This window comes from Ferrovum sp. JA12 (genome assembly GCF_001431705.1).
GTDB lineage: Bacteria > Pseudomonadota > Gammaproteobacteria > Burkholderiales > Ferrovaceae > PN-J185.
Genome location: NZ_LJWX01000001.1, coordinates 63,985 through 82,074, shown reverse-complemented (window position 1 = coordinate 82,074; position 18,090 = coordinate 63,985). Strand labels below are relative to the sequence as shown.

Genomic DNA, 18,090 nt, shown 5'->3' with positions numbered 1-18,090 from the left:
TTATGATTCTAGTCACAGGCGGTGCCGGCTTCATTGGCAGCAACTTCGTGCTCGACTGGCTGGCTCAGTCTGACGAGCCGGTCATCAATCTCGACAAACTTACCTACGCTGGCAACCTAGAAAACCTCGCCAGCCTGCAGGGCGATGCGCGCCACGTCTTTGTGCAAGGCGATCTGGGCGACCGCGCGCTGGTGGATCGCCTGCTGGCCGAACACAAGCCCCGCGCCGTATTCCACTTCGCCGCCGAAAGCCATGTAGACCGTTCCATCCACGGCCCGGAAGACTTCATTCAGACCAACATCGTCGGCACCTTCCGCCTGCTCGAAGCCGTGCGTGCCTACTGGTCAGCCTTGCCTGAGCCCGAGAAAACCGCCTTCCGTTTCCTGCACGTGAGCACCGACGAGGTCTACGGTAGCCTTTCTAAAGATGCACCGCCGTTTGCAGAGACGAACGCCTACGAACCCAATAGCCCCTACAGCGCCAGCAAGGCCGCTTCTGACCACCTGGTTCGCGCCTGGCACCACACCTACGGCCTGCCGGTGCTCACCACCAACTGCTCCAACAACTACGGGCCGTACCACTTCCCCGAAAAGCTCATCCCGCTCATGATCGTCAACGCCCTGGCCGGCAAACCTCTGCCGGTCTATGGTGATGGCATGCAGGTGCGCGACTGGCTGTATGTGAAAGACCACTGCAGCGCCATCCGCCGCGTGCTGGAAGCCGGACGCCTGGGCGAGACCTACAACATCGGCGGCTGGAACGAAAAGCCCAACCTTGACATTGTGCACACCGTCTGCACCCTGCTGGACGAATTGCGCCCCAAAGCCGACGGCAGCAGTTACAAGGCCCAGATCACCCACGTGCAGGACCGCCCCGGCCATGACCGGCGCTACGCCATTGATGCACGCAAAATTGAGCGGGAATTGGGCTGGAAGCCCGCCGAGACGTTCGAGACAGGCATACGCAAAACCGTGCGCTGGTACTTGGACAACCCCGAATGGGTGCAGCACGTCCAAAGCGGCAGCTACAGGGATTGGGTGCAGAGGCAGTATGGCTGACTTGGACCCGCAAACCACGCCTGCATGGCAGGCGTTGGAACGGTTAGCTGGCCGCTATGCGCTTGGCTTCGATTTGCGCGAAGCTTTTGCCGCTGAACCCAATCGCTTTCAGCAGCACAGCGTGCGTGCGCCCCACATGCTGGTCGACCTCAGCAAAAACCTGTGGGACGAGCCGGTGGTTGAGCAGTTGCTGGCGCTGGCCATGCAAATGGGCTTGCCTGAGAGGCGCAACCAACTGCTCAACGGTGAAATCGTCAACCAGACCGAGCACCAGGCAGCGCTTCATGCCTCTTTGCGCTTGGCATTTACTTCGGGTAGCGAACCAGCATCACCCGCCATGGCGCAGCATTGCGCAGACTTGAGCGCCATGCTGGCCATGGCTGAAACCATACGGGCCGATGCCACCGTTCACGACGTGGTGCATATCGGCATTGGCGGTTCCAGCCTGGGGCCGGAATTGGCGCTGCAAGCGTTGCGGCCTTATTGGCGCACCCAACAGCGCATCCACGTCGTGTCCAACCTCGATGGGCACGACCTGGCCGAAACCTTGGCACAGTGCCACCCCGCCCACACACTGTTCATTGCCGCGTCCAAATCGTGGTCCACCTTTGAGACCCTGCAAAACCTGCGTTCAGCTTCTGGTTGGCTGCGGCAAAGCGGCATCAACCCGGCTGACCGCGTCGTGGCTATCACCGCCAAACCAAATGCTGCACAGGCCGCCGGCCTGAAACACATCCTGCGCATGCCGGCTGACCTGGGTGGCCGGTATTCTGTGTGGTCTGCCGTGGGTTTGCCCGTGGCTGTCGCCATTGGGGAAGCAGGTTTTCGGGAACTGCTGGCCGGGGCGGCCGCCATGGATGCACACTTTGCCCAAGCGCCGCTCGCCCAGAATGCTCCCGTGCTGCTCGGCCTGCTGGACGTCTGGTACAGCAGCTTCCTGCATATGCCTTCGCGCTGCGTGGCGCCTTATCACCACCGCTTGCGCCGCTTGCCTGCCTATTTGCAGCAGCTCGATATGGAAAGCAATGGCAAAACCGTGCGGCAAAACGGTGATGCTGTGGGCTATGCCACCGGCATGGCCCTGTGGGGCGAGGCGGGTACCAATGGACAGCATGCGTTCTTTCAGTGGCTGCACCAGGGGGCGCAGCGTACACCGGTGGAGTTTGTGGCGGCCAGACAGGCCGAACATGCATTGCCAGGCCACCACACACCGCTGCTGGCCAACGCTGTTGCGCAAGCCCAAGCCTTGATGCTGGGTTCAAAAGCAGGCCCGGGGCAATTGACGGGCCATCAGGATTTTCCGGGCAACCGCCCCAGCACCTTTCTGTTGCTCGATGGGCCTTTGAGCCCACCTGCCTTGGGGGCGTTGCTGGCGCTTTACGAACACCGCACCTTTGTGAGTGGTGTGGTCTGGGGCATCAACAGCTTTGACCAGTGGGGTGTTGAACTGGGTAAATTGCTGGCCAAGGACATTCTGCAGCGTGTACCCGGTGGCCATTGGCAAGGGCTTGATGCATCTACCGCTGGGCTTTTGAATGCAGCCTGTGTCGCTTCCGAGGCACATTCATGAGTCCATCTTCCACCCGTATCCTGTTGCTCGGCAAAAACGGCCAGGTGGGCTGGGAGTTGCAGCGCAGCCTGGCGCCATTGGGCTGTCTGATCGCTCTGGATCGTGCAGGCTTGAAACCCGGGGAGCTTGCCCATCTACCCGCATGGCAAGGCCAGCCCTTGCTCGATCACCCGCTGTGCGGCGACCTGAGTGACTTGGAAGGCCTGCGCCGCACCGTGCATGCCGTGCGCCCGCACGTCATCGTCAATGCCGCTGCCTACACCGCCGTGGATAAAGCCGAATCCGAGGTAGGCCTGGCGCATCGCCTCAATGCCGAAGCCCCTGGCGTGCTCGCGCAGGCCGCGCATGAGGTGGGTGCCTGGCTGGTGCACTACAGCACGGACTACGTCTTCAACGGCAGCGGACACACCCCTTGGCAGGAAGGCGATCCCACCGGCCCATTGAATGCCTATGGACTGACCAAGCTCGAAGGCGAGCAGCGCATCCTGCAGGCCGGTCGCCAGCACCTGATTTTCCGGACCAGCTGGGTCTATGCCGCACGGGGCGGCAACTTTGCCAAAACCATGTTGCGGCTGGCTCGGGAGCGCGAGCGCCTGACGGTGATTGACGACCAGTTTGGCGCCCCCACTGGCGCCGAAGTCATTGCCGACATCACGGCCCACGCCATTCGGCACGTGCTGCGCACCGGGCAAGGGCAGGGCACTTACCACCTGGCGGCCAGCGGCGAAACCACCTGGCACGGCTACGCCCGCTTCGTCATCGAGCAAGCCCAGCGGCTGCAACCCCATGCTCCATGGAAAGTGCAGGCCATCGACCCTGCGCCTGCGCAGACCTTCCCCACACCTGCCCGGCGGCCACACAATTCGCGCTTGAACACCACGTTGCTGGCGTCCACCTTCGGGTTGCACGTACCGCTCTGGCAGGAGGGCGTTGGCCGGATGCTTCAAGAAATTTTGTAATGACTCAGAGATACAAACGCATGACTCAACGCAAAGGCATCATCCTCGCCGGAGGCTCCGGCACCCGGCTGCACCCAGCCACGCTGGCCATCAGCAAGCAGCTGTTGCCGGTGTACGACAAGCCCATGATCTACTACCCGCTCAGCACGCTCATGTTGGCAGGCATGCGCGATGTGCTCATCATCAGCACGCCGCAAGACACACCCCGTTTCCAGCAGCTGCTGGGTGACGGCTCGCAGTGGGGCATGAACCTGCAGTACGCCGTGCAGCCCAGCCCCGACGGGCTGGCACAGGCTTTCCTCATCGGGGAATCGTTCATTGGCTCCCATCCCAGCGCTCTGGTGCTGGGCGATAACATCTACTACGGTCACGATTTCCAGCCCCTGCTCAAGTCGGCCGATGCACAAACCAGCGGCGCAACCGTGTTCGCCTACCACGTGCAGGACCCGGAGCGTTACGGCGTGGTGGAGTTCAACGCCCAGGGCCAGGCCATCAGCATCGAAGAAAAGCCCAAGGCCCCAAAGAGCAACTACGCCGTCACTGGCCTGTACTTTTACGACCAGCAGGTGGTTGACATTGCCAAGGTCGTGAAACCCAGTGCCCGGGGCGAGCTGGAAATCACCAGCGTGAACCAGGCCTACCTTCAGCAAGGCCAGCTGAATGTGCAAACCATGGGCCGCGGCTTCGCCTGGCTGGACACCGGCACGCACGACAGCCTGCTCGACGCCAGCCAGTTCATCGCCACCCTAGAAAACCGCCAAGGCCTCAAAGTGGCCTGCCCGGAAGAAATTGCCTGGCGCAGCGGCTGGATCAACGCCAGCCAGCTCGAAGCCCTGGCCCAGCCGCTCACCAAAAATGGCTATGGGCAGTACCTCATGCGCATCCTTAAAGAGAATGTTTACTAATGCAAGCCACCCGTCTAGCTATTCCCGACGTCGTCCTCATCGAGCCCAGGGTCTTTGGCGACGACCGTGGCTTTTTCTTTGAAAGCTTTAACCAAGCCCAGTTTGAAAAAGCCATAGGCCGCTCCGTCACCTTTGTGCAAGACAACCACAGCCGCAGCGTAAAAAACGTGCTGCGCGGCCTGCATTACCAAATCCAGCAGCCCCAGGGCAAACTGGTGCGTGTGGTGCGGGGCGAGGTGTTTGATGTGGCGGTTGACCTGCGCAAAAGCAGTCCCACCTTTGGTCAATGGGTGGGCGAAGTGCTTTCGGCTGACAACAAGCGCCAGTTGTGGGTGCCAGAAGGGTTTGCTCACGGGTTTGTGGTTTTAAGCGACACGGCAGAGTTCCTCTACAAAACGACCGACTATTACGCTCCTGCGCACGAACGCTGTATTGCCTGGAACGACACAAGCATTGGCATCGTCTGGCCTGAAGGGTTGGCACCTCAACTCTCGACCAAAGATCAAGCTGGCCTGAGTTTGGCGCGGGCGGAGATTTTTGTATGATGGTTCGTTGTAGCAAAGCAAAAACAAACTGGCGAATAGGGTACAGATGAGGGTCTTGCATGTTTATCGAACTTATTTCCCAGATCCGCCAGGGGGGTTGCAAGAGGCTATTCGACAGATAAGTTTGGCAACCAGCTGTCAGGGTGTTAAAAACCAAATCTTCACGCTGTCTCCTAATCCCGTACCGGAGACTCTGGAACGTCCCGAAGCACAGGTGAAGCGTTGTCGCTCTTGGGCAGCGCCTGCTTCGTGCGATCTCGGGTCGGCAAAAGCGTTCAAGGAATTTGCAAGGCTATCGCGTCAGGCGGACGTGGTTCACTACCACTTTCCTTGGCCGTTTGCTGATTTATTGCACTTGTATGCAGGCAGCAAAAAACCAGCGGTAATGACTTACCACTCAGACATAGTTCGGCAGCGTGCTTTAAAAACCCTATATAGCCCCTTGTTGCACCGAACGCTTGGGACAATGGACGCTATTGTTGCCACCTCGCCTGCCTATGCGGCGTCCAGCCCTGTTTTAGCCGATCGCCGTTATGCTGATCGTGTCCGAGTCATACCCTTGGGCCTTGATGAGGGCTCTTACCCTCAGCAAGGTGACGACAGTATCCTTGGGCGTCTAGGCCTAAGTGCCGATGAGCCTTATTTTTTGTTTATTGGTGTGTTGAGGTATTACAAAGGGCTGCACTACTTGGTAGAAGCTTCGGCCAGAGTGAGTGCCAAGGTTGTGATTGCGGGTGCGGGGCCCGAATGGAATAACTTAAAAAATCAAGCAAATGCACTCGGCCTTGATCGGCTGATTTTTGCTGGCCAGGTGTCTGATGGTGAAAAAGTCTCTTTGTTGAGGCACTGCAGGGCTTTGGTATTGCCATCCCATCTCCGCTCAGAGGCCTTCGGCATGGTGCTAATTGAGGCGGGAATGTACGGGAAACCAATGGTGAGTTGTGAAATTGGGTCTGGGACTTCATATGCCAATGCCGATGGAGAAACAGGTTTTGTGGTTCCGCCAGCAAATCCTGGAGCGATTGCCGTGGTAATGAATCATCTTCTAGAAGACGAGTATTTGGCGCACCGTTTTGGCGCAGAGGCAAGGAAACGCTATGAACGCTTGTTTTCCGGGGAGGCTCTTGGCAAAGCATATGTAAATCTATACCGGAGTGTACTGGAGCGATTTTCCTAAATTTTTATTTCAGTAGGTCATTACATTTCTTTGTATGAATAAAGTCAAAAAAGCTGTTTTCCCAATTGCAGGACTTGGAACTCGTTTCTTGCCAGCAACAAAAGCCTCTGCCAAAGAGATGTTGCCGGTGGTAGACAAGCCACTTATTCAGTATGCGGTTGAAGAGGCGTACTCAGCGGGTATCCGTCACATGATTTTCGTGACAGGCCGTACCAAGCGTAGCGTCGAAGACCATTTTGATACCGCCTATGAATTGGAAAACGAACTCGATCTAGCGGGCAAAGCTGAATTGCTCGAAGTTGCTCGAAGCATCTCGCCCGATGACATGATTTGCACTTATGTACGTCAACCGCGAGCTATGGGTTTGGGGCATGCGGTACTGTGTGCAAAAGAACTTGTAGGGCAAGAGCCGTTTGCAGTGCTATTGGCTGATGATTTGATGGTTGGGAAGCCCGCTGTCATGGCGCAGTTGGTACATCAATTTTCCGAGTGGCAAGCCAGTATTGTGGCAGTACAAGACGTACCGCAAGAGCACACAAGGCGATATGGCATAGTCAGCGGCCAAAATGTTTCGCCAAATTTGGTGGATGTGAATGGTATCGTCGAAAAGCCCGCTCCAGATGTTGCACCGTCCACGCTTGCAGTGTCTGGCCGCTATATCCTAACACCTGGGATTTTTAAAGAACTGGAGAGCATATCCGAAGGTGTGGGCGGGGAAATACAGCTAACTGATGGTATTGCTCAATTGCTACGCCGAGAGAAGATCTTTGCATTCCGCTATGAAGGCAGGCGCTATGACTGCGGCAGCAAACTTGGTTTTCTTCAGGCTAATGTTGATCTTGCAGAAATCCATGAAGAGGTGGGTATAGAGTTTGCAGAATGGCTCAAGAAACGAGAGCCGCTGTGTGTAGAAGACCGATTCAGCCCCGAACACCTAAAAAAGGTCCTTGCTTGAGAGTCTTGGTGACCGGTGCAAATGGTCTGGTTGGCAGAGCCTTGTGCTCTGTGCTTGATCAAACTGGGCATCAAGTCGTTCGGGCTGTTCGCACATCCACCACGCCTTGGGAAGTTCCGGTTGGCGATTTGAATAAAAGTACCGATTGGAGCGAAGCCCTGGGCCAGAACACCGATGTGGTCGTTCACCTGGCCGGTCAAGTGCCGTCGACGGTCGGAGCAGTTGGGCCTACAGGCGATCGGCACACCGAAGTCAACACTTTGGGCACGGCCAACTTGGCGCGGCAGTGTGCCCAGAATGGGGTCAAGCGCTTCATTTTTGTCAGCACGGTCAAGGTGTTGGGTGAAGGCAAGAGCGAACCCTACCGGGATACGGATTTGGCCGTGCCAGCCGATGCGTACGCCATTTCGAAGTGGGATGCAGAGCAGGCGTTGTGGCAAGTTGCCGCAGAAACGGGCATGGAGGTTGTGGTACTCAGGCCCCCACTGGTGTACTGCCCTGGCGTCAAAGGCAATTTCCTGAGCCTGATGCAGGCGCTTGATAAACGACGGCCTTTGCCGCTTGGGGACATTCAAAACCAGCGCAGTCTGATCTATCTGGGCAACTTGGTCGATGTCATTCGCCTGTGTGTCACTCACCCCAATGCTGCCGGTAAAACCTTTCTGGTCAGCGATGGGGATGATGTCTCAACGCCAGAGCTGGTTCGCAGGATCGCAGCCGCATTGGGGCGTCGGCCATTTTTGTTGCCGGTTCCTGTCTCTTGGATGCTGTCGGCTGGGAGGGTGCTTGGCAAACAGGCCGCTGTCGATCGGCTACTGGGCTCGCTTTGCATGGATATCTCACCGCTTCGGGAAGAGTTGGGTTGGACACCTACTTACACGATGCAAGAGGGGCTCGAAGCCACGGCGCAGTGGTATCGCAAAACCAAGGCAGTCGCGTGATGCTTCGCTTTCTGGATATGGTGCTCGCAGGCTTTGGACTGTTGGTTGCTCTGCCCTTGATGGTGGTCCTGTTTCTGATCGGTCTGTTTGACACCGGCGCACCCCTGTTCAGGCAGACACGCGTGGGGCGGCACCAAAAGCCATTCACTTTGGTGAAATTCCGCACCATGAGGCCCGATACGCAATCGGTCGCAACGCATCTGGCCAACCCGGCAGCGGTGACGCCCTTGGGTGCATTTTTGCGCCGTACCAAGCTCGACGAGTTGCCGCAACTGTGGAACGTACTCAAGGGCGACATGAGTTTGGTGGGGCCACGCCCCTGTTTGTCCAATCAGACGGAATTGATTGAAGAACGAGCTGCACGTGGCGTTTTTGCCGCTCGCCCTGGCATCACCGGCTTAGCCCAGATCAACGGAATAGACATGTCCACCCCGACGCTGCTCGCCGAAACAGATACGCGGATGTTGCAGTCCTTGGGACTGTCCGCGTACTTCACCTACATCATCAAGACGGTCACCGGTGCAGGCCGGGGTGATCGTATCCGGCAGGACTGACGATGAGAAAATCGCTATCTTCGCTTGCAATTCCGGTCTTAGCACTGCCAAGACCGGCCAAGCGCTTCGTAGCGCTGATGGTCGATCTCAGTTTGTGCGTGTTGATGGTCTGGCTGGCTTACTACCTGCGCTTGGGCGAATTCATCAGCTTTACTGGGACAAGCGAGTGGGCTCAAGGGGCCGTTTGGGCAGGGGTGGCATCAGTGGGCATCGCCCTACCCATCTTTGTGGTGTCGGGCCTGTACCGCGCCATCTTCCGCTACAGCGGTTGGCCCGCTCTGCTAGCAGTGGCGCGCGCGGTGGGCATTTACGGTTTGCTCTATGCCTCCGTCTTCACCGCCATTGGTGTGGCTGGGGTGCCCCGCACGGTGGGCATCATCCAGCCGATTCTGTTGCTGTTGTTTGTGGGCGCATCTCGAGCGTTGGCCCGGGTCTGGCTGGGTGACCAGTATCTGAGCATCCTCAAGCGTGCTTCCCGCCCTAAGGTTCTGATTTATGGGGCAGGCACAACTGGCCGACAGCTGGTTGGAGCCATGAACAACAGCCACGAGATGCAAGTCGTCGGGTTCCTCGACGACGATGATCGTCTCCAAGGCCACGTATTGAATGGCCAACCAATTTACAACCCTGCAGACCTGCCCAATCTCGCTTCCACATTGGCCATCAATGATGTGTTGCTGGCTATGCCCAGCCTTAGCCGCAAGCGCCGCAATGAAATCCTGACCCAGATGCGGACAGCGCGCGTAGCGGTGCGCACGCTGCCGAGCGTGACCGATTTGGCACAAGGCAAAGTCAGCATCTCCGATCTGCGCGAACTGGACATTGACGACCTGCTTGGCCGCGAGCCGGTGATGCCCAATCACATCCTGCTGGCCATGAACGTGCGCAGCAAGGTTGTGATGGTGACGGGCGCTGGTGGCTCTATCGGTAGCGAACTTTGCCGCCAGATCCTAACGGTCGGCCCGAGCAAATTACTGCTAATCGAGCAGAGTGAATTCGCCCTCTACGGTATCCATCAGGAGCTCGAAGAAAAGCTTGCCGATCGAGATATCGTTCTGGTGCCGCTTTTGGCCTCGGTGCAAGACAATGAGCGCATGCACGAGATCATGTCTACTTGGCACCCGCACACGGTTTACCACGCCGCTGCCTACAAGCACGTGCCGCTGGTTGAGCACAATCCGGCCGAGGGCATCAAGAACAATGTGCTCGGAACACTCAAAACAGCACATGCGGCTGCTGAAAACGGCGTTTCTGACTTTGTGCTAATTAGCACCGACAAGGCGGTGCGCCCGACCAACATCATGGGTGCCAGCAAGCGACTGGCGGAAATGGCTCTGCAGGCCTTAGCGGCAAGCACCTCCGGTACCAAATTAAGTATGGTGCGCTTTGGCAATGTATTGGGATCTTCAGGCTCGGTCGTGCCCAAGTTCCGGCAGCAGATCCGTGACGGTGGTCCGATCACACTGACGCATCCCGAAATCACCCGCTACTTCATGACCATCCCTGAGGCCTCGCAACTAGTGATCCAGGCTGGGGCCATGGCCGAGGGGGGTGATGTGTTCGTGCTTAACATGGGTCAGTCAGTCAAGATCATAGATCTGGCGCGGCGGATGATCGAACTCTCGGGTCTTGCGGTGAAGGATGAGCAGAACCCCGACGGTGACATCGCAATTGAAATCACCGGCCTACGCCCGGGTGAAAAGCTCTATGAAGAATTGTTGATTGGCGACAACCCCAAGCCAACCTCCCATTCAAGGATCATGAAAGCCCAAGAGGAGTTCATTCCGTGGGCAGAGCTTGAAGGCCAGCTCAGATCGCTGGAGATGGCGCTCAACGTGAATGACGTCGGCGTCATCCGGCTGATGATGGAAAAACTCGTGGCCGGCTACACGCCGAGCGATGAGATCGTGGATTGGGTCTATCTGGAGCAGGAAGCCGAGGCTGATCGCCTGGGATTGGGAAATTGAGAGGGAAGGAGTTACAGATGAGTGAGCAAGAACTTTTTGAACGCATAAGTGAAGGTGTGAAGTCGTTCCTGAACCCGTTGCATGGCACAGAAGATTGCCTGCTGTTCATGATCGAAGAAAACGTCAAACCGCGTGACACCGGCACGCTCTTTGTGGCGTGCGGTAACAAGACGGTGTTCGAGGTGCCGAATCTGGCGCTTTACGGTTCGGACCCCGAGCCCGTGCTGTCCAAGCTGCGCATCCACGCAAATGCGTTGCGCACTTGTTCGTTTCCCAGGATCGAGTTCAGAAACGTATCGCCTTGGCTGCAGGGTGAAATCCAGAAGATGCTCACTGGCTTGCAGGTCGAGGCGACTGCTTGACGGCAGTCTTTACGCTTCCCGCTCTTCAATCCAATGGGTGTCGGGACCGTATGCCTCGTTGCCCGACTCCATGATGATGGTCAGCTCTTGGCGGATTTCGGGATTGTCGGGCGTCCACAGCCCACCTTGAATCGGCTCATTGACCAGGTTCTCTCTGCCCACAATGCTCCACGCGAGTCGGATTTCGTTCATGGTGACCCTACAAGTTGATCAACTTGGGTTGGAATTATCGACTTTTGTGGGGTGGAGCGCTATGCCTGCTGAGATGGTCACAGACACGGACGCCAATCATCGGCGGCGTTTGGTCTGAATAGGGTTGGGTCTTCTCACATCATTGGATTGGTCATGCAAATTATTTTCCCAAAGCAATCAGCGATCGACCCAGACACCATGGGTGTTGCATTTCCTGTCGAGGTTGATGGTGTAAGAAGGCGGGTGCTGATCAGCACCGAAGCCCTTGAAGATCATTTTGGCGGCGACCATAACCCAGACAAAAAGAGTGTTTTTGAGGCCAATCGACACATCATTGAGGCGAAGGCTCGTCAGATCATTGAGAGTGGTGCGCAAGGTGATGTGTTGCTGCGGACCGCGATGTTTTGACATCTGAGTCTGCAATGAGAAACGCCACCTGTGGGTGGCGTTTGTACATGATGCGGGGAGGTTGGTCACATCATTCGCGTAAGCCCCGGTTGAATGTTGCCAAGTCGGATGATTCGAGGTGGCGTCTGATTTTTGCTTTCAACTTCTGCCGTGCGTTGACGTGCCCAGCTCAAGATTTCCTCTAGTTTGAAGCGCACCATTTTCCCGATGCGATAGTGCGGCACGCCACACTTTTTGCGCTCGCCGGGGTGAGCCAACATGTAAATCGGGATGTCAATCTTGGCGGCAATTTCTCGGGCGGTCAGAAAACTCGGGTGGTTGAATTGTTCAGGATCGCAAGTGACCCCGTCGGTTGATTCGTGCAAAGACTCAAACTCGAAGGCCAAAATTTCATCGATGGGGTACGAAACCCGTTTCGACAGCTTGAAGTATTTTGGGCCACGACCTTCGCACCGCCAGCGTTGCAAGGTCTTGGGACTGATCCCCCAGCGAGTTGCAAGTTCGTTTTCGTTCAGGACGATTTTTTTGCTAAGTTGAAACATGTCCATCGGTTTGCTCCAGTAGTTGCAGGGATGACCATTCATGCGTACTGATGGGAGAAAGCCAAGTGGAATGTGGGCAAGTTGCTGAAATCTGACGGATGTTTCCCCGGCGTGACCCGATAGCCAAGAACCTTACCCCGATGCTTTCAGGGGAGCATGCGATGGCATCTTGCGCATGAATGTTGCATGCAAAACATCATTTGTTTGCTTCAAAACGAAGTGCTATACTCAAGTTTAAGACAAACCCTAGATCAGGAGCAAGCCATGGGAGCCGTAGCCGAACGTGAAGTGACCGCGTCACAAGACCGTGGCGCTCTGGCCAAAATGGTCATGACCTTGCTCGACCACTGGAGGTTGAGCACCGAGGATCAGGCAGCGTTGCTGGGCATCGCCACCAGCAACAGGGCAGCGTTGTCAAACTACCGCAGCGGTAAGCCGATTGGCACCAGCCGTGACCAGTACGAGCGCGTGGGCCACTTGTTGGGCATCCATAAAAACCTGCGACTTCTTTTCCCGCAAAACCGGGATTTGGCCTACCGTTGGATGACCACCCGCAACAAGGCGTTCGACAATTTGACCCCCGTAGAAGTGGTCAAGGAGTGGGGGTTTGCGGGCCTTCTGATGGTGCGCGGCTATTTGGATCGCGCCCGGGGCGTTTGATCTGCAGCAGGAATGAACTCCCTGTTTGCCCAACTCGCGCTAGCTGACATCCACAAGGATGTCGCTCGAAACATTGTATCCCTGTTGCAATCGCAGGACCTGTTCGATGATCTCACCGCTGACCCAGCAGAGTGGTTGTTGGCGCAGAAGGTGGAAGATGAGATCAAGCCGCCGCCATACCGGTCGCACACGCCCATCATTGATCGTCCGTTTGAGGATGCCGAATGGTTCAATGCCATCACCTGGCCGTTCAAGCATTGGCAGGCCAGCCGGTTTTCTGATGGTACCTACGGCGTTTGGTATGGATCAGACTCTGTCGAGACGACGGTTTATGAGTCCGCTTACCTCTGGTATCGGGGCTTGCTGAGTGATGCTGGATTCGAGCGGATGGCGGTGGTCGCCGAGCGAAAGGTGTACTCAGTGGCCTGCAATGCGGCGCTGCTGGATTTCCGAAAAGCAGCCGACGAACATCCTGATCTCTTGCATCCGTCGGACTACGCGTTTTGCCAGTCGGTAGGGGCGAGGATTCATCGCGAGGGGCATCCCGGTCTTTTGACGCAATCTGTTCGCAGCCCCGTGGGGGAAAATGTGGCGATTTTCAACGCTGACGTTCTGTCCAACCCCAGGCACAATTGCCAACTGACCTACCGGCTAGAGGACGATCAGATCGTGGTGGAGAAGCGGCCTGGCGTGGCATGGGTCAAATTGGATGTGGCCAGTTTTTCATAGGTGCCGTTCGTTGCGCCACGTTCCGGGGTCGTTTCGCTGTCTGCTAGCGCCAAGTCAACCGAACACACGCGTGCATCGGGAAGTTTCTTAAGGCATAGAGCAAGTCAGCGAAAATCCCTGGGCTCACCCTGATTTACGCATACGGGGGGTAATTTCAGGACAATCAGCCTCACACCTTAGACAGGTGTGTCTGCGGAGCTGCTAGACTCCACCACCACTTTCAAAGCCCAACCCTTCTCGGTTGGGCTTTTTCACATCTGTGCTTTCCCCACGCTGTGCGGGGACTCCGCCGATTTTGCGTGTGCCACAGGCCATATCGCGCCGGCGAGAAAGCGCCCACCGACCCGGCAAGTTTGACTCTTTTCTAGTCTCTGTTCTCAAAAAATCGGTCAGAACTTCGCCAGCCGAGCACACGCAGAAACCCTTTCGTGACATGTGGTTGCCATTGATGCGCCGCATCGGGTTCGACGCATGGACCACTTACTGCAATAGTCGAACCCGATGATTTCAGGGCCAGCGATCTTCAGCCCTTGGGCGGGTGCGGATCGTTGCCGTAGCTGTTGCGCTCGCGGATGCGACCGTTCTCGCCATGAATCAAGACCTCGCTACGCTGGTTGATGGCGATGTCACGAGCGGCCCGTTCGGCCTCGGACTGCGTGCGGTGATGCGAGGTGTCTCGCTGGTTGCCTGCGCCGCGCACAGCCCAGCCGTCGTCGCGCTTCACTACGTGTTGGTTTTTACCTGCCATTTCAAAATCCTTTCAAGGTTGGGTGGATGCTGGAAGTCGGGTATTGGCTGTCGAGTCACCCCCTTTCCAGAATCACGAAGTCAGGCTTGAGCCAGTAGTGCCCTTTGTCGTCCTTGTCGACGAATGTGGCGTAGACCTGCTTGTGGCGTTTGAAAATGTCCGCCGTCCGGAAGCTGGCGCCAGGCTCAAGGCCCAGCCCTTCGGCCATGTACCGCTTGTGCACTTCGTCGCCATCGGCGTCTTCCAGAATCTTCAGGAAGAGATAGACCTGTGGTGAGAGGTCGACCGGCTCACCATTGATCAGCGCCACGCGCTGGGTGTGCATCAGTCGCAGGGACGTCTCCGTCGATTCCTGCACCGGTGCTGGGCGGGTCAGATATGCCTCAAGGTTCTCGATCACCAGGCCGGATTTGCGGATGTGGGCAATGGCCCGCAGCGGCACCAACAGGCGATCGCCCAAGGCAGTACCGAGCAAGGACGCAGGCTCTCCCGCCGTGATGATCACCTCAGCGCCGGGCGTCACCAATTGCGCCAGCTTGGCGGCCACTGGATCGGACATCGCGCTCAGGCGACGTCCAAAGAAAACCGTGTGCCGCCGGCGCCGATGTTCGAACTCACCCAGCCGCCACAAGAAGTTGTCGACGATCGGCTCGACGGCATAGCGCGGGGCCAGCCCCAATCCTGCTGACAACCACTTGGCCAGCTTCTGCGGTTGCACCTGCCAATAGTGCGCCTGGTGATTCGCCAGTCCAACCCAACCGCATTCCGGGCAATAGCCGCGATAGGGTTGCGAATCTGGCGCGGCGTGTGGCTGCGGCCGCATGGCCTCGGTGCCGCACTCCGGGCAGAGGATGTCCAGTGCCCGCTCGCGGCTGACGGTGATGGCGTCCAGGGCCAGCAGATGGCCATAGAACCCGGGCCGGCTCGAAAGCCAGACCGCGTCGGGGGAGATCAGCATGTCTTCACGCTCGAGCAGGCGGCAGATCTCGGCCAGCCCCTGGTCATTCATGACCGCGACCGCCTCATTCATGCATGACTCCTTCGGCTTCCTCCGCCAGCTTGGCCGTCGCGGGTGACTGCATGACACCCAGTGCGCGCAGCAGCGATTCCACCAGGCGGGCATCAGCCTCTTCCATGTCCCGCAGATTGCTAATCCCGCTTTGCTTGAGATCGATGTGCAGCACCCGGCTGGCTTTTCCCGGCTGCAGCGGCTCGAAGTAGAGCGAGACCACGACGTCGATGATGTTGAAGCCTTGTCCCATCAGGATGGGACTGATTTGCTGAGCAGAGAGACAGGCGAGCACATCGGGCGCATCTTTCTCCCCCGGCGGCTTGATCTGGTAGTCGCAGATCGGGGGATGGATGGCCCGCACTTTCGCCTGTGACAAACGGATGCGCTCAACCCGGTGTGCCGCCAGGTCACATTCGCTGTCATCGAAAAGCTCGAAGCCATCCCGCAGACGGTTCAGTAAAAACATCGGCTTCTCGATGTCCTGGGGCTGCAGCACCTGCTTGAATACATGCTTGCCGAGGTGCTCCAGCAAGGTCTGCTGTGTCTTGGCACCGCCGGGCGCCAGCACATCAATCACCCCGCTGGCCGGGTAGATGACGACATCCATGGCCATGGGTGGTCGGACGTCACGCCAGTGTGCCCGGTTGTCGTCGCCAAATTCCAGCTGACGCTGGGCGTTGTCCTCAATGAGGATGCCCAGTTGCACGCCACCATCCAGATGCCGGTCCAGGGTGTCGATCTGACAGGCGCGCGGCGTCCCCTTGCGCGGCGTGAATGCGTTGGCCAGTGCCACCTCGAGGGCGCGAATGTCTTCCTGGCCACGGAACAGCGCATCGACGGGCGGCACCTGCAAGCGTTTCCACCCACGCTTGCCAATGCGCAGGCTCACCGCGTAGATGGCCTCGGCCGTGGCGAACAGGTCAGGCCAGTTGGCCATGACCCACAAGGCACGCTCGGCATCGCTGGAGAACTTCGTGAAATCCTCATGGATCGCGGAGTCCGGTGGGGCGGTGTTGCGCAGGGCATCGACACCACGCCCGTTGGCCAAGTCATGCACGCGTCGCAATTCGGCATAGACGGCTTCACCCTGTGCCGCAGGCAAGGCATCGATGATGTCGATGACGCTGCTGATCAGATTGTCACCGGCAAGCTGGTCAGGCAGTTCCAGCTTGCGAGACTGAAAGTAAAACTCCCAAGTCCGTGCAGGGATTTGGCGGATGAGTTGACGGTAGTTGAAGGCGGCCATCTTGTTTTCCTTTTTGCTGGGCCGCCGTGCCGATGACTTCTTGTGTGCGCGAGAGGTCTGGGTTGGTTACACTGTTCTCAACACCGTATCGCACAACAAAGCAAAAGGTATTTGTTCGCTATATCGGGTGTTTGATGGAATTTAATGGCGAATGATTGTGTTGTCAAGACGGTGCGGATTTGTTCGAAATAAAGTAATATCACTGGCTACGTAAATCATCGCCAACCTTAGTGTTCACTATGGGTTGGGACACAGGAGTAACCGTGGCAACCCCACTGGGTGACAAAATTCGCAGGCTGCGCCGTGAGCAGAAGTTGAGTCTCGACGCACTAGCCGCCGCAGCCGGCATGAGCAAGAGCTATCTGTGGGAGTTGGAGAACAACGACGATGCCAACCCCACCATGGAAAAACTGGCCAGCATCGCCGCTGTCCTGAACGTCACGCCAGAGTTCCTGGCGCACAACGAGCTGGCAGACCAGCCGGAGGATGCCTTCGACAAGGCGTTCTTTCGGAACTACAAGACGCTCAAGCCCGAGACCAAGCATCAGCTCCTTGAGATCCTGAAGACCCTCAAGAAAACCCAAGGATGAGTGCGCCGCCCAACAAGCCGGCACCTTGGGCCAACCGGCTGAACAAGCTCTTAGATCAGTTTCATGCCGTCCATGGTGGCGACCGTTTTCCGGTTGATGTTGAAGCGCTGATTCGGGAAGTGCCGGGTACTTTCCAGACCGGCGAGCCGATCACCATTCAGGGCGAGGCGATGGACCCGGAGTTCGAGGGGGCGCTGTTCAACCTGAATGCCGATGCGCCGGGCAAGGGCAACTGGGCCATCATCTACAACCAGGCGATCAGCTCACCGGGGCGAATCCGCTTCACGCTGGCACACGAGCTGGGGCATTACCTGGTGCATCGCCATCTGCAGACGTCTTTCAACTGCAGCGAGGTGGACACCACTCAGTGGGACAGTGACGAGCGGAAGATTGAGTCCGAAGCGAACACCTTTGCGTCCTACCTGCTGATGCCTGCCGACGATTACCGTCGGCAGATCCAGGGGACGGCCATCGATCTGGATGTGCTCGGCGCGTGTGCGGATCGGTATGGCGTGTCCATGACGTCGGCAATTCTCAAGTGGCTGGAGCTCACACCACAGCGTGCGGTGCTGGTCATGTCGCAGAACGGGATCGTTCAGTGGGCTTGCGGCAGTGAGTCGGGCAAGTGGCTCTCCATGCATCTGAACAAGCGGCTGGCCAACGGTCAGCGACGGCCACTGCCTGCCAGGAGTGCCACACGTTTGGGCACGGACACCAACGTCGATCGGCTGGGCACGCCGATCGATGCGAGCATCTGGTTTCCGCAGGAGCCCGAAGGCATGGTGGCGCGGGAGATGCGCATCGCGTCTGATTTCTACCGTCAAACGATGACGCTGCTGGTCCTACCGCCCGAGGTCAAGCCCTGGGAGCGCGACAAGATGGACGATGACGACGATGGCCTTGAAAACACCTTCGATCGTTTCGTGCGTAACGGTCAGCCGCCAGTGCGCTGACGGCACGGCAATTCCGA

Annotated in this window: 21 protein-coding genes; 16 read left to right on the top strand and 5 right to left on the bottom strand. The window is 57.7% G+C overall.

Annotated features, from left to right (window positions below; genetic code table 11):
- Positions 1-2 precede the first annotated feature (2 nt).
- Genes rfbB through FERRO_RS00475 form a run of 11 tightly spaced genes read left to right on the top strand, consistent with a single transcriptional unit; the run spans position 3 to position 10,993 of the window.
- Positions 3-1,058, top strand: a complete 1,056-nt coding sequence (rfbB, locus tag FERRO_RS00525) for a dTDP-glucose 4,6-dehydratase (RefSeq protein ID WP_056928942.1) — start codon at positions 3-5, stop codon at positions 1,056-1,058.
- Positions 1,051-2,628: a glucose-6-phosphate isomerase gene (pgi, locus tag FERRO_RS00520; RefSeq protein ID WP_056928941.1), complete on the top strand. Its 1,578-nt coding sequence runs from the start codon at positions 1,051-1,053 to the stop codon at positions 2,626-2,628. Before rfbB ends, pgi begins: the two co-directional genes overlap by 8 nt.
- Complete coding sequence (gene rfbD, locus FERRO_RS00515) at positions 2,625-3,587, top strand: dTDP-4-dehydrorhamnose reductase (protein WP_056928940.1); 963 nt, start codon at positions 2,625-2,627, stop codon at positions 3,585-3,587. Before pgi ends, rfbD begins: the two co-directional genes overlap by 4 nt.
- Before the next feature lie 20 nt (positions 3,588-3,607).
- Positions 3,608-4,492, top strand: coding sequence for a glucose-1-phosphate thymidylyltransferase RfbA (rfbA, locus tag FERRO_RS00510; RefSeq protein ID WP_056929739.1), 885 nt, complete (start codon positions 3,608-3,610; stop codon positions 4,490-4,492).
- A complete protein-coding gene (gene rfbC, locus FERRO_RS00505) occupies positions 4,492-5,037 on the top strand; it encodes a dTDP-4-dehydrorhamnose 3,5-epimerase (RefSeq protein ID WP_056928939.1) in 546 nt (181 codons plus the stop codon). The genes rfbA and rfbC overlap by 1 nt, the downstream gene beginning before the upstream one ends.
- A 46-nt stretch (positions 5,038-5,083) precedes the next feature.
- Positions 5,084-6,214 carry a glycosyltransferase gene (locus FERRO_RS00500; protein WP_056928938.1) on the top strand — a complete coding sequence of 377 codons (1,131 nt, stop codon included), beginning with the start codon at positions 5,084-5,086 and terminating at the stop codon, positions 6,212-6,214.
- 34 nt (positions 6,215-6,248) lie between these two features.
- A complete protein-coding gene (gene galU, locus FERRO_RS00495; protein WP_056928937.1) occupies positions 6,249-7,169 on the top strand; it encodes a UTP--glucose-1-phosphate uridylyltransferase GalU in 921 nt (306 codons plus the stop codon).
- Positions 7,118-8,110 (top strand): UDP-glucose 4-epimerase family protein, encoded by a 993-nt coding sequence (locus tag FERRO_RS00490; RefSeq protein WP_446718611.1) that lies wholly within the window; start codon positions 7,118-7,120, stop codon positions 8,108-8,110. Before galU ends, FERRO_RS00490 begins: the two co-directional genes overlap by 52 nt.
- Positions 8,110-8,664 (top strand): sugar transferase, encoded by a 555-nt coding sequence (locus tag FERRO_RS00485; protein WP_056928935.1) that lies wholly within the window; start codon positions 8,110-8,112, stop codon positions 8,662-8,664. The genes FERRO_RS00490 and FERRO_RS00485 overlap by 1 nt, the downstream gene beginning before the upstream one ends.
- 2 nt (positions 8,665-8,666) lie before the next feature.
- Positions 8,667-10,631 carry a polysaccharide biosynthesis protein gene (locus FERRO_RS00480; RefSeq protein ID WP_056928934.1) on the top strand — a complete coding sequence of 655 codons (1,965 nt, stop codon included), beginning with the start codon at positions 8,667-8,669 and terminating at the stop codon, positions 10,629-10,631.
- A gap of 17 nt (positions 10,632-10,648) precedes the next feature.
- Entirely contained in the window at positions 10,649-10,993 is a 345-nt protein-coding gene (locus FERRO_RS00475) for a hypothetical protein (protein ID WP_056928933.1), read from the top strand.
- Between the two features lie 9 nt (positions 10,994-11,002).
- Here the strand turns inward: FERRO_RS00475 and FERRO_RS00470 are convergent, their stop codons facing one another.
- On the bottom strand, positions 11,003-11,185 hold the full coding sequence (locus FERRO_RS00470) for a hypothetical protein (RefSeq protein WP_056928932.1): 183 nt from the start codon (positions 11,183-11,185) through the stop codon (positions 11,003-11,005).
- Positions 11,186-11,338: 153 nt separating this feature from the next.
- On the opposite strand from FERRO_RS00470, the gene FERRO_RS00465 reads away from it, so the two are divergent.
- Entirely contained in the window at positions 11,339-11,593 is a 255-nt protein-coding gene (locus FERRO_RS00465) for a DUF1488 domain-containing protein (protein ID WP_056928931.1), read from the top strand.
- A gap of 65 nt (positions 11,594-11,658) precedes the next feature.
- Here the strand turns inward: FERRO_RS00465 and FERRO_RS10380 are convergent, their stop codons facing one another.
- On the bottom strand, positions 11,659-12,177 hold the full coding sequence (locus FERRO_RS10380; RefSeq protein WP_239683459.1) for a helix-turn-helix domain-containing protein: 519 nt from the start codon (positions 12,175-12,177) through the stop codon (positions 11,659-11,661).
- A gap of 222 nt (positions 12,178-12,399) precedes the next feature.
- Between FERRO_RS10380 and FERRO_RS00455 the strand changes: the two genes are divergently transcribed.
- Positions 12,400-12,795 carry an MbcA/ParS/Xre antitoxin family protein gene (locus FERRO_RS00455; protein WP_056929738.1) on the top strand — a complete coding sequence of 132 codons (396 nt, stop codon included), beginning with the start codon at positions 12,400-12,402 and terminating at the stop codon, positions 12,793-12,795.
- Positions 12,796-12,807: 12 nt separating this feature from the next.
- Positions 12,808-13,524 (top strand): RES family NAD+ phosphorylase, encoded by a 717-nt coding sequence (locus tag FERRO_RS00450; protein ID WP_056928930.1) that lies wholly within the window; start codon positions 12,808-12,810, stop codon positions 13,522-13,524.
- Positions 13,525-14,047: 523 nt separating this feature from the next.
- Here the strand turns inward: FERRO_RS00450 and FERRO_RS00440 are convergent.
- The 3 genes from FERRO_RS00440 to FERRO_RS00430 are packed head-to-tail and all read right to left on the bottom strand — an operon-like array spanning position 14,048 to position 16,530.
- Positions 14,048-14,272, bottom strand: a complete 225-nt coding sequence (locus FERRO_RS00440) for a DUF2188 domain-containing protein (RefSeq protein ID WP_043291593.1) — start codon at positions 14,270-14,272, stop codon at positions 14,048-14,050.
- Between the two features lie 55 nt (positions 14,273-14,327).
- Positions 14,328-15,302, bottom strand: coding sequence for a hypothetical protein (locus FERRO_RS00435; RefSeq protein WP_056928928.1), 975 nt, complete (start codon positions 15,300-15,302; stop codon positions 14,328-14,330).
- Positions 15,295-16,530: a hypothetical protein gene (locus FERRO_RS00430; RefSeq protein WP_056928927.1), complete on the bottom strand. Its 1,236-nt coding sequence runs from the start codon at positions 16,528-16,530 to the stop codon at positions 15,295-15,297. Before FERRO_RS00430 ends, FERRO_RS00435 begins: the two co-directional genes overlap by 8 nt.
- Before the next feature lie 263 nt (positions 16,531-16,793).
- On the opposite strand from FERRO_RS00430, the gene FERRO_RS00425 reads away from it, so the two are divergent.
- Positions 16,794-17,120, top strand: coding sequence for a helix-turn-helix domain-containing protein (locus FERRO_RS00425; protein WP_056929737.1), 327 nt, complete (start codon positions 16,794-16,796; stop codon positions 17,118-17,120).
- Complete coding sequence (locus tag FERRO_RS00420) at positions 17,117-18,073, top strand: ImmA/IrrE family metallo-endopeptidase (protein ID WP_056928926.1); 957 nt, start codon at positions 17,117-17,119, stop codon at positions 18,071-18,073. The genes FERRO_RS00425 and FERRO_RS00420 overlap by 4 nt, the downstream gene beginning before the upstream one ends.
- The last annotated feature ends 17 nt before the right edge of the window (positions 18,074-18,090 follow it).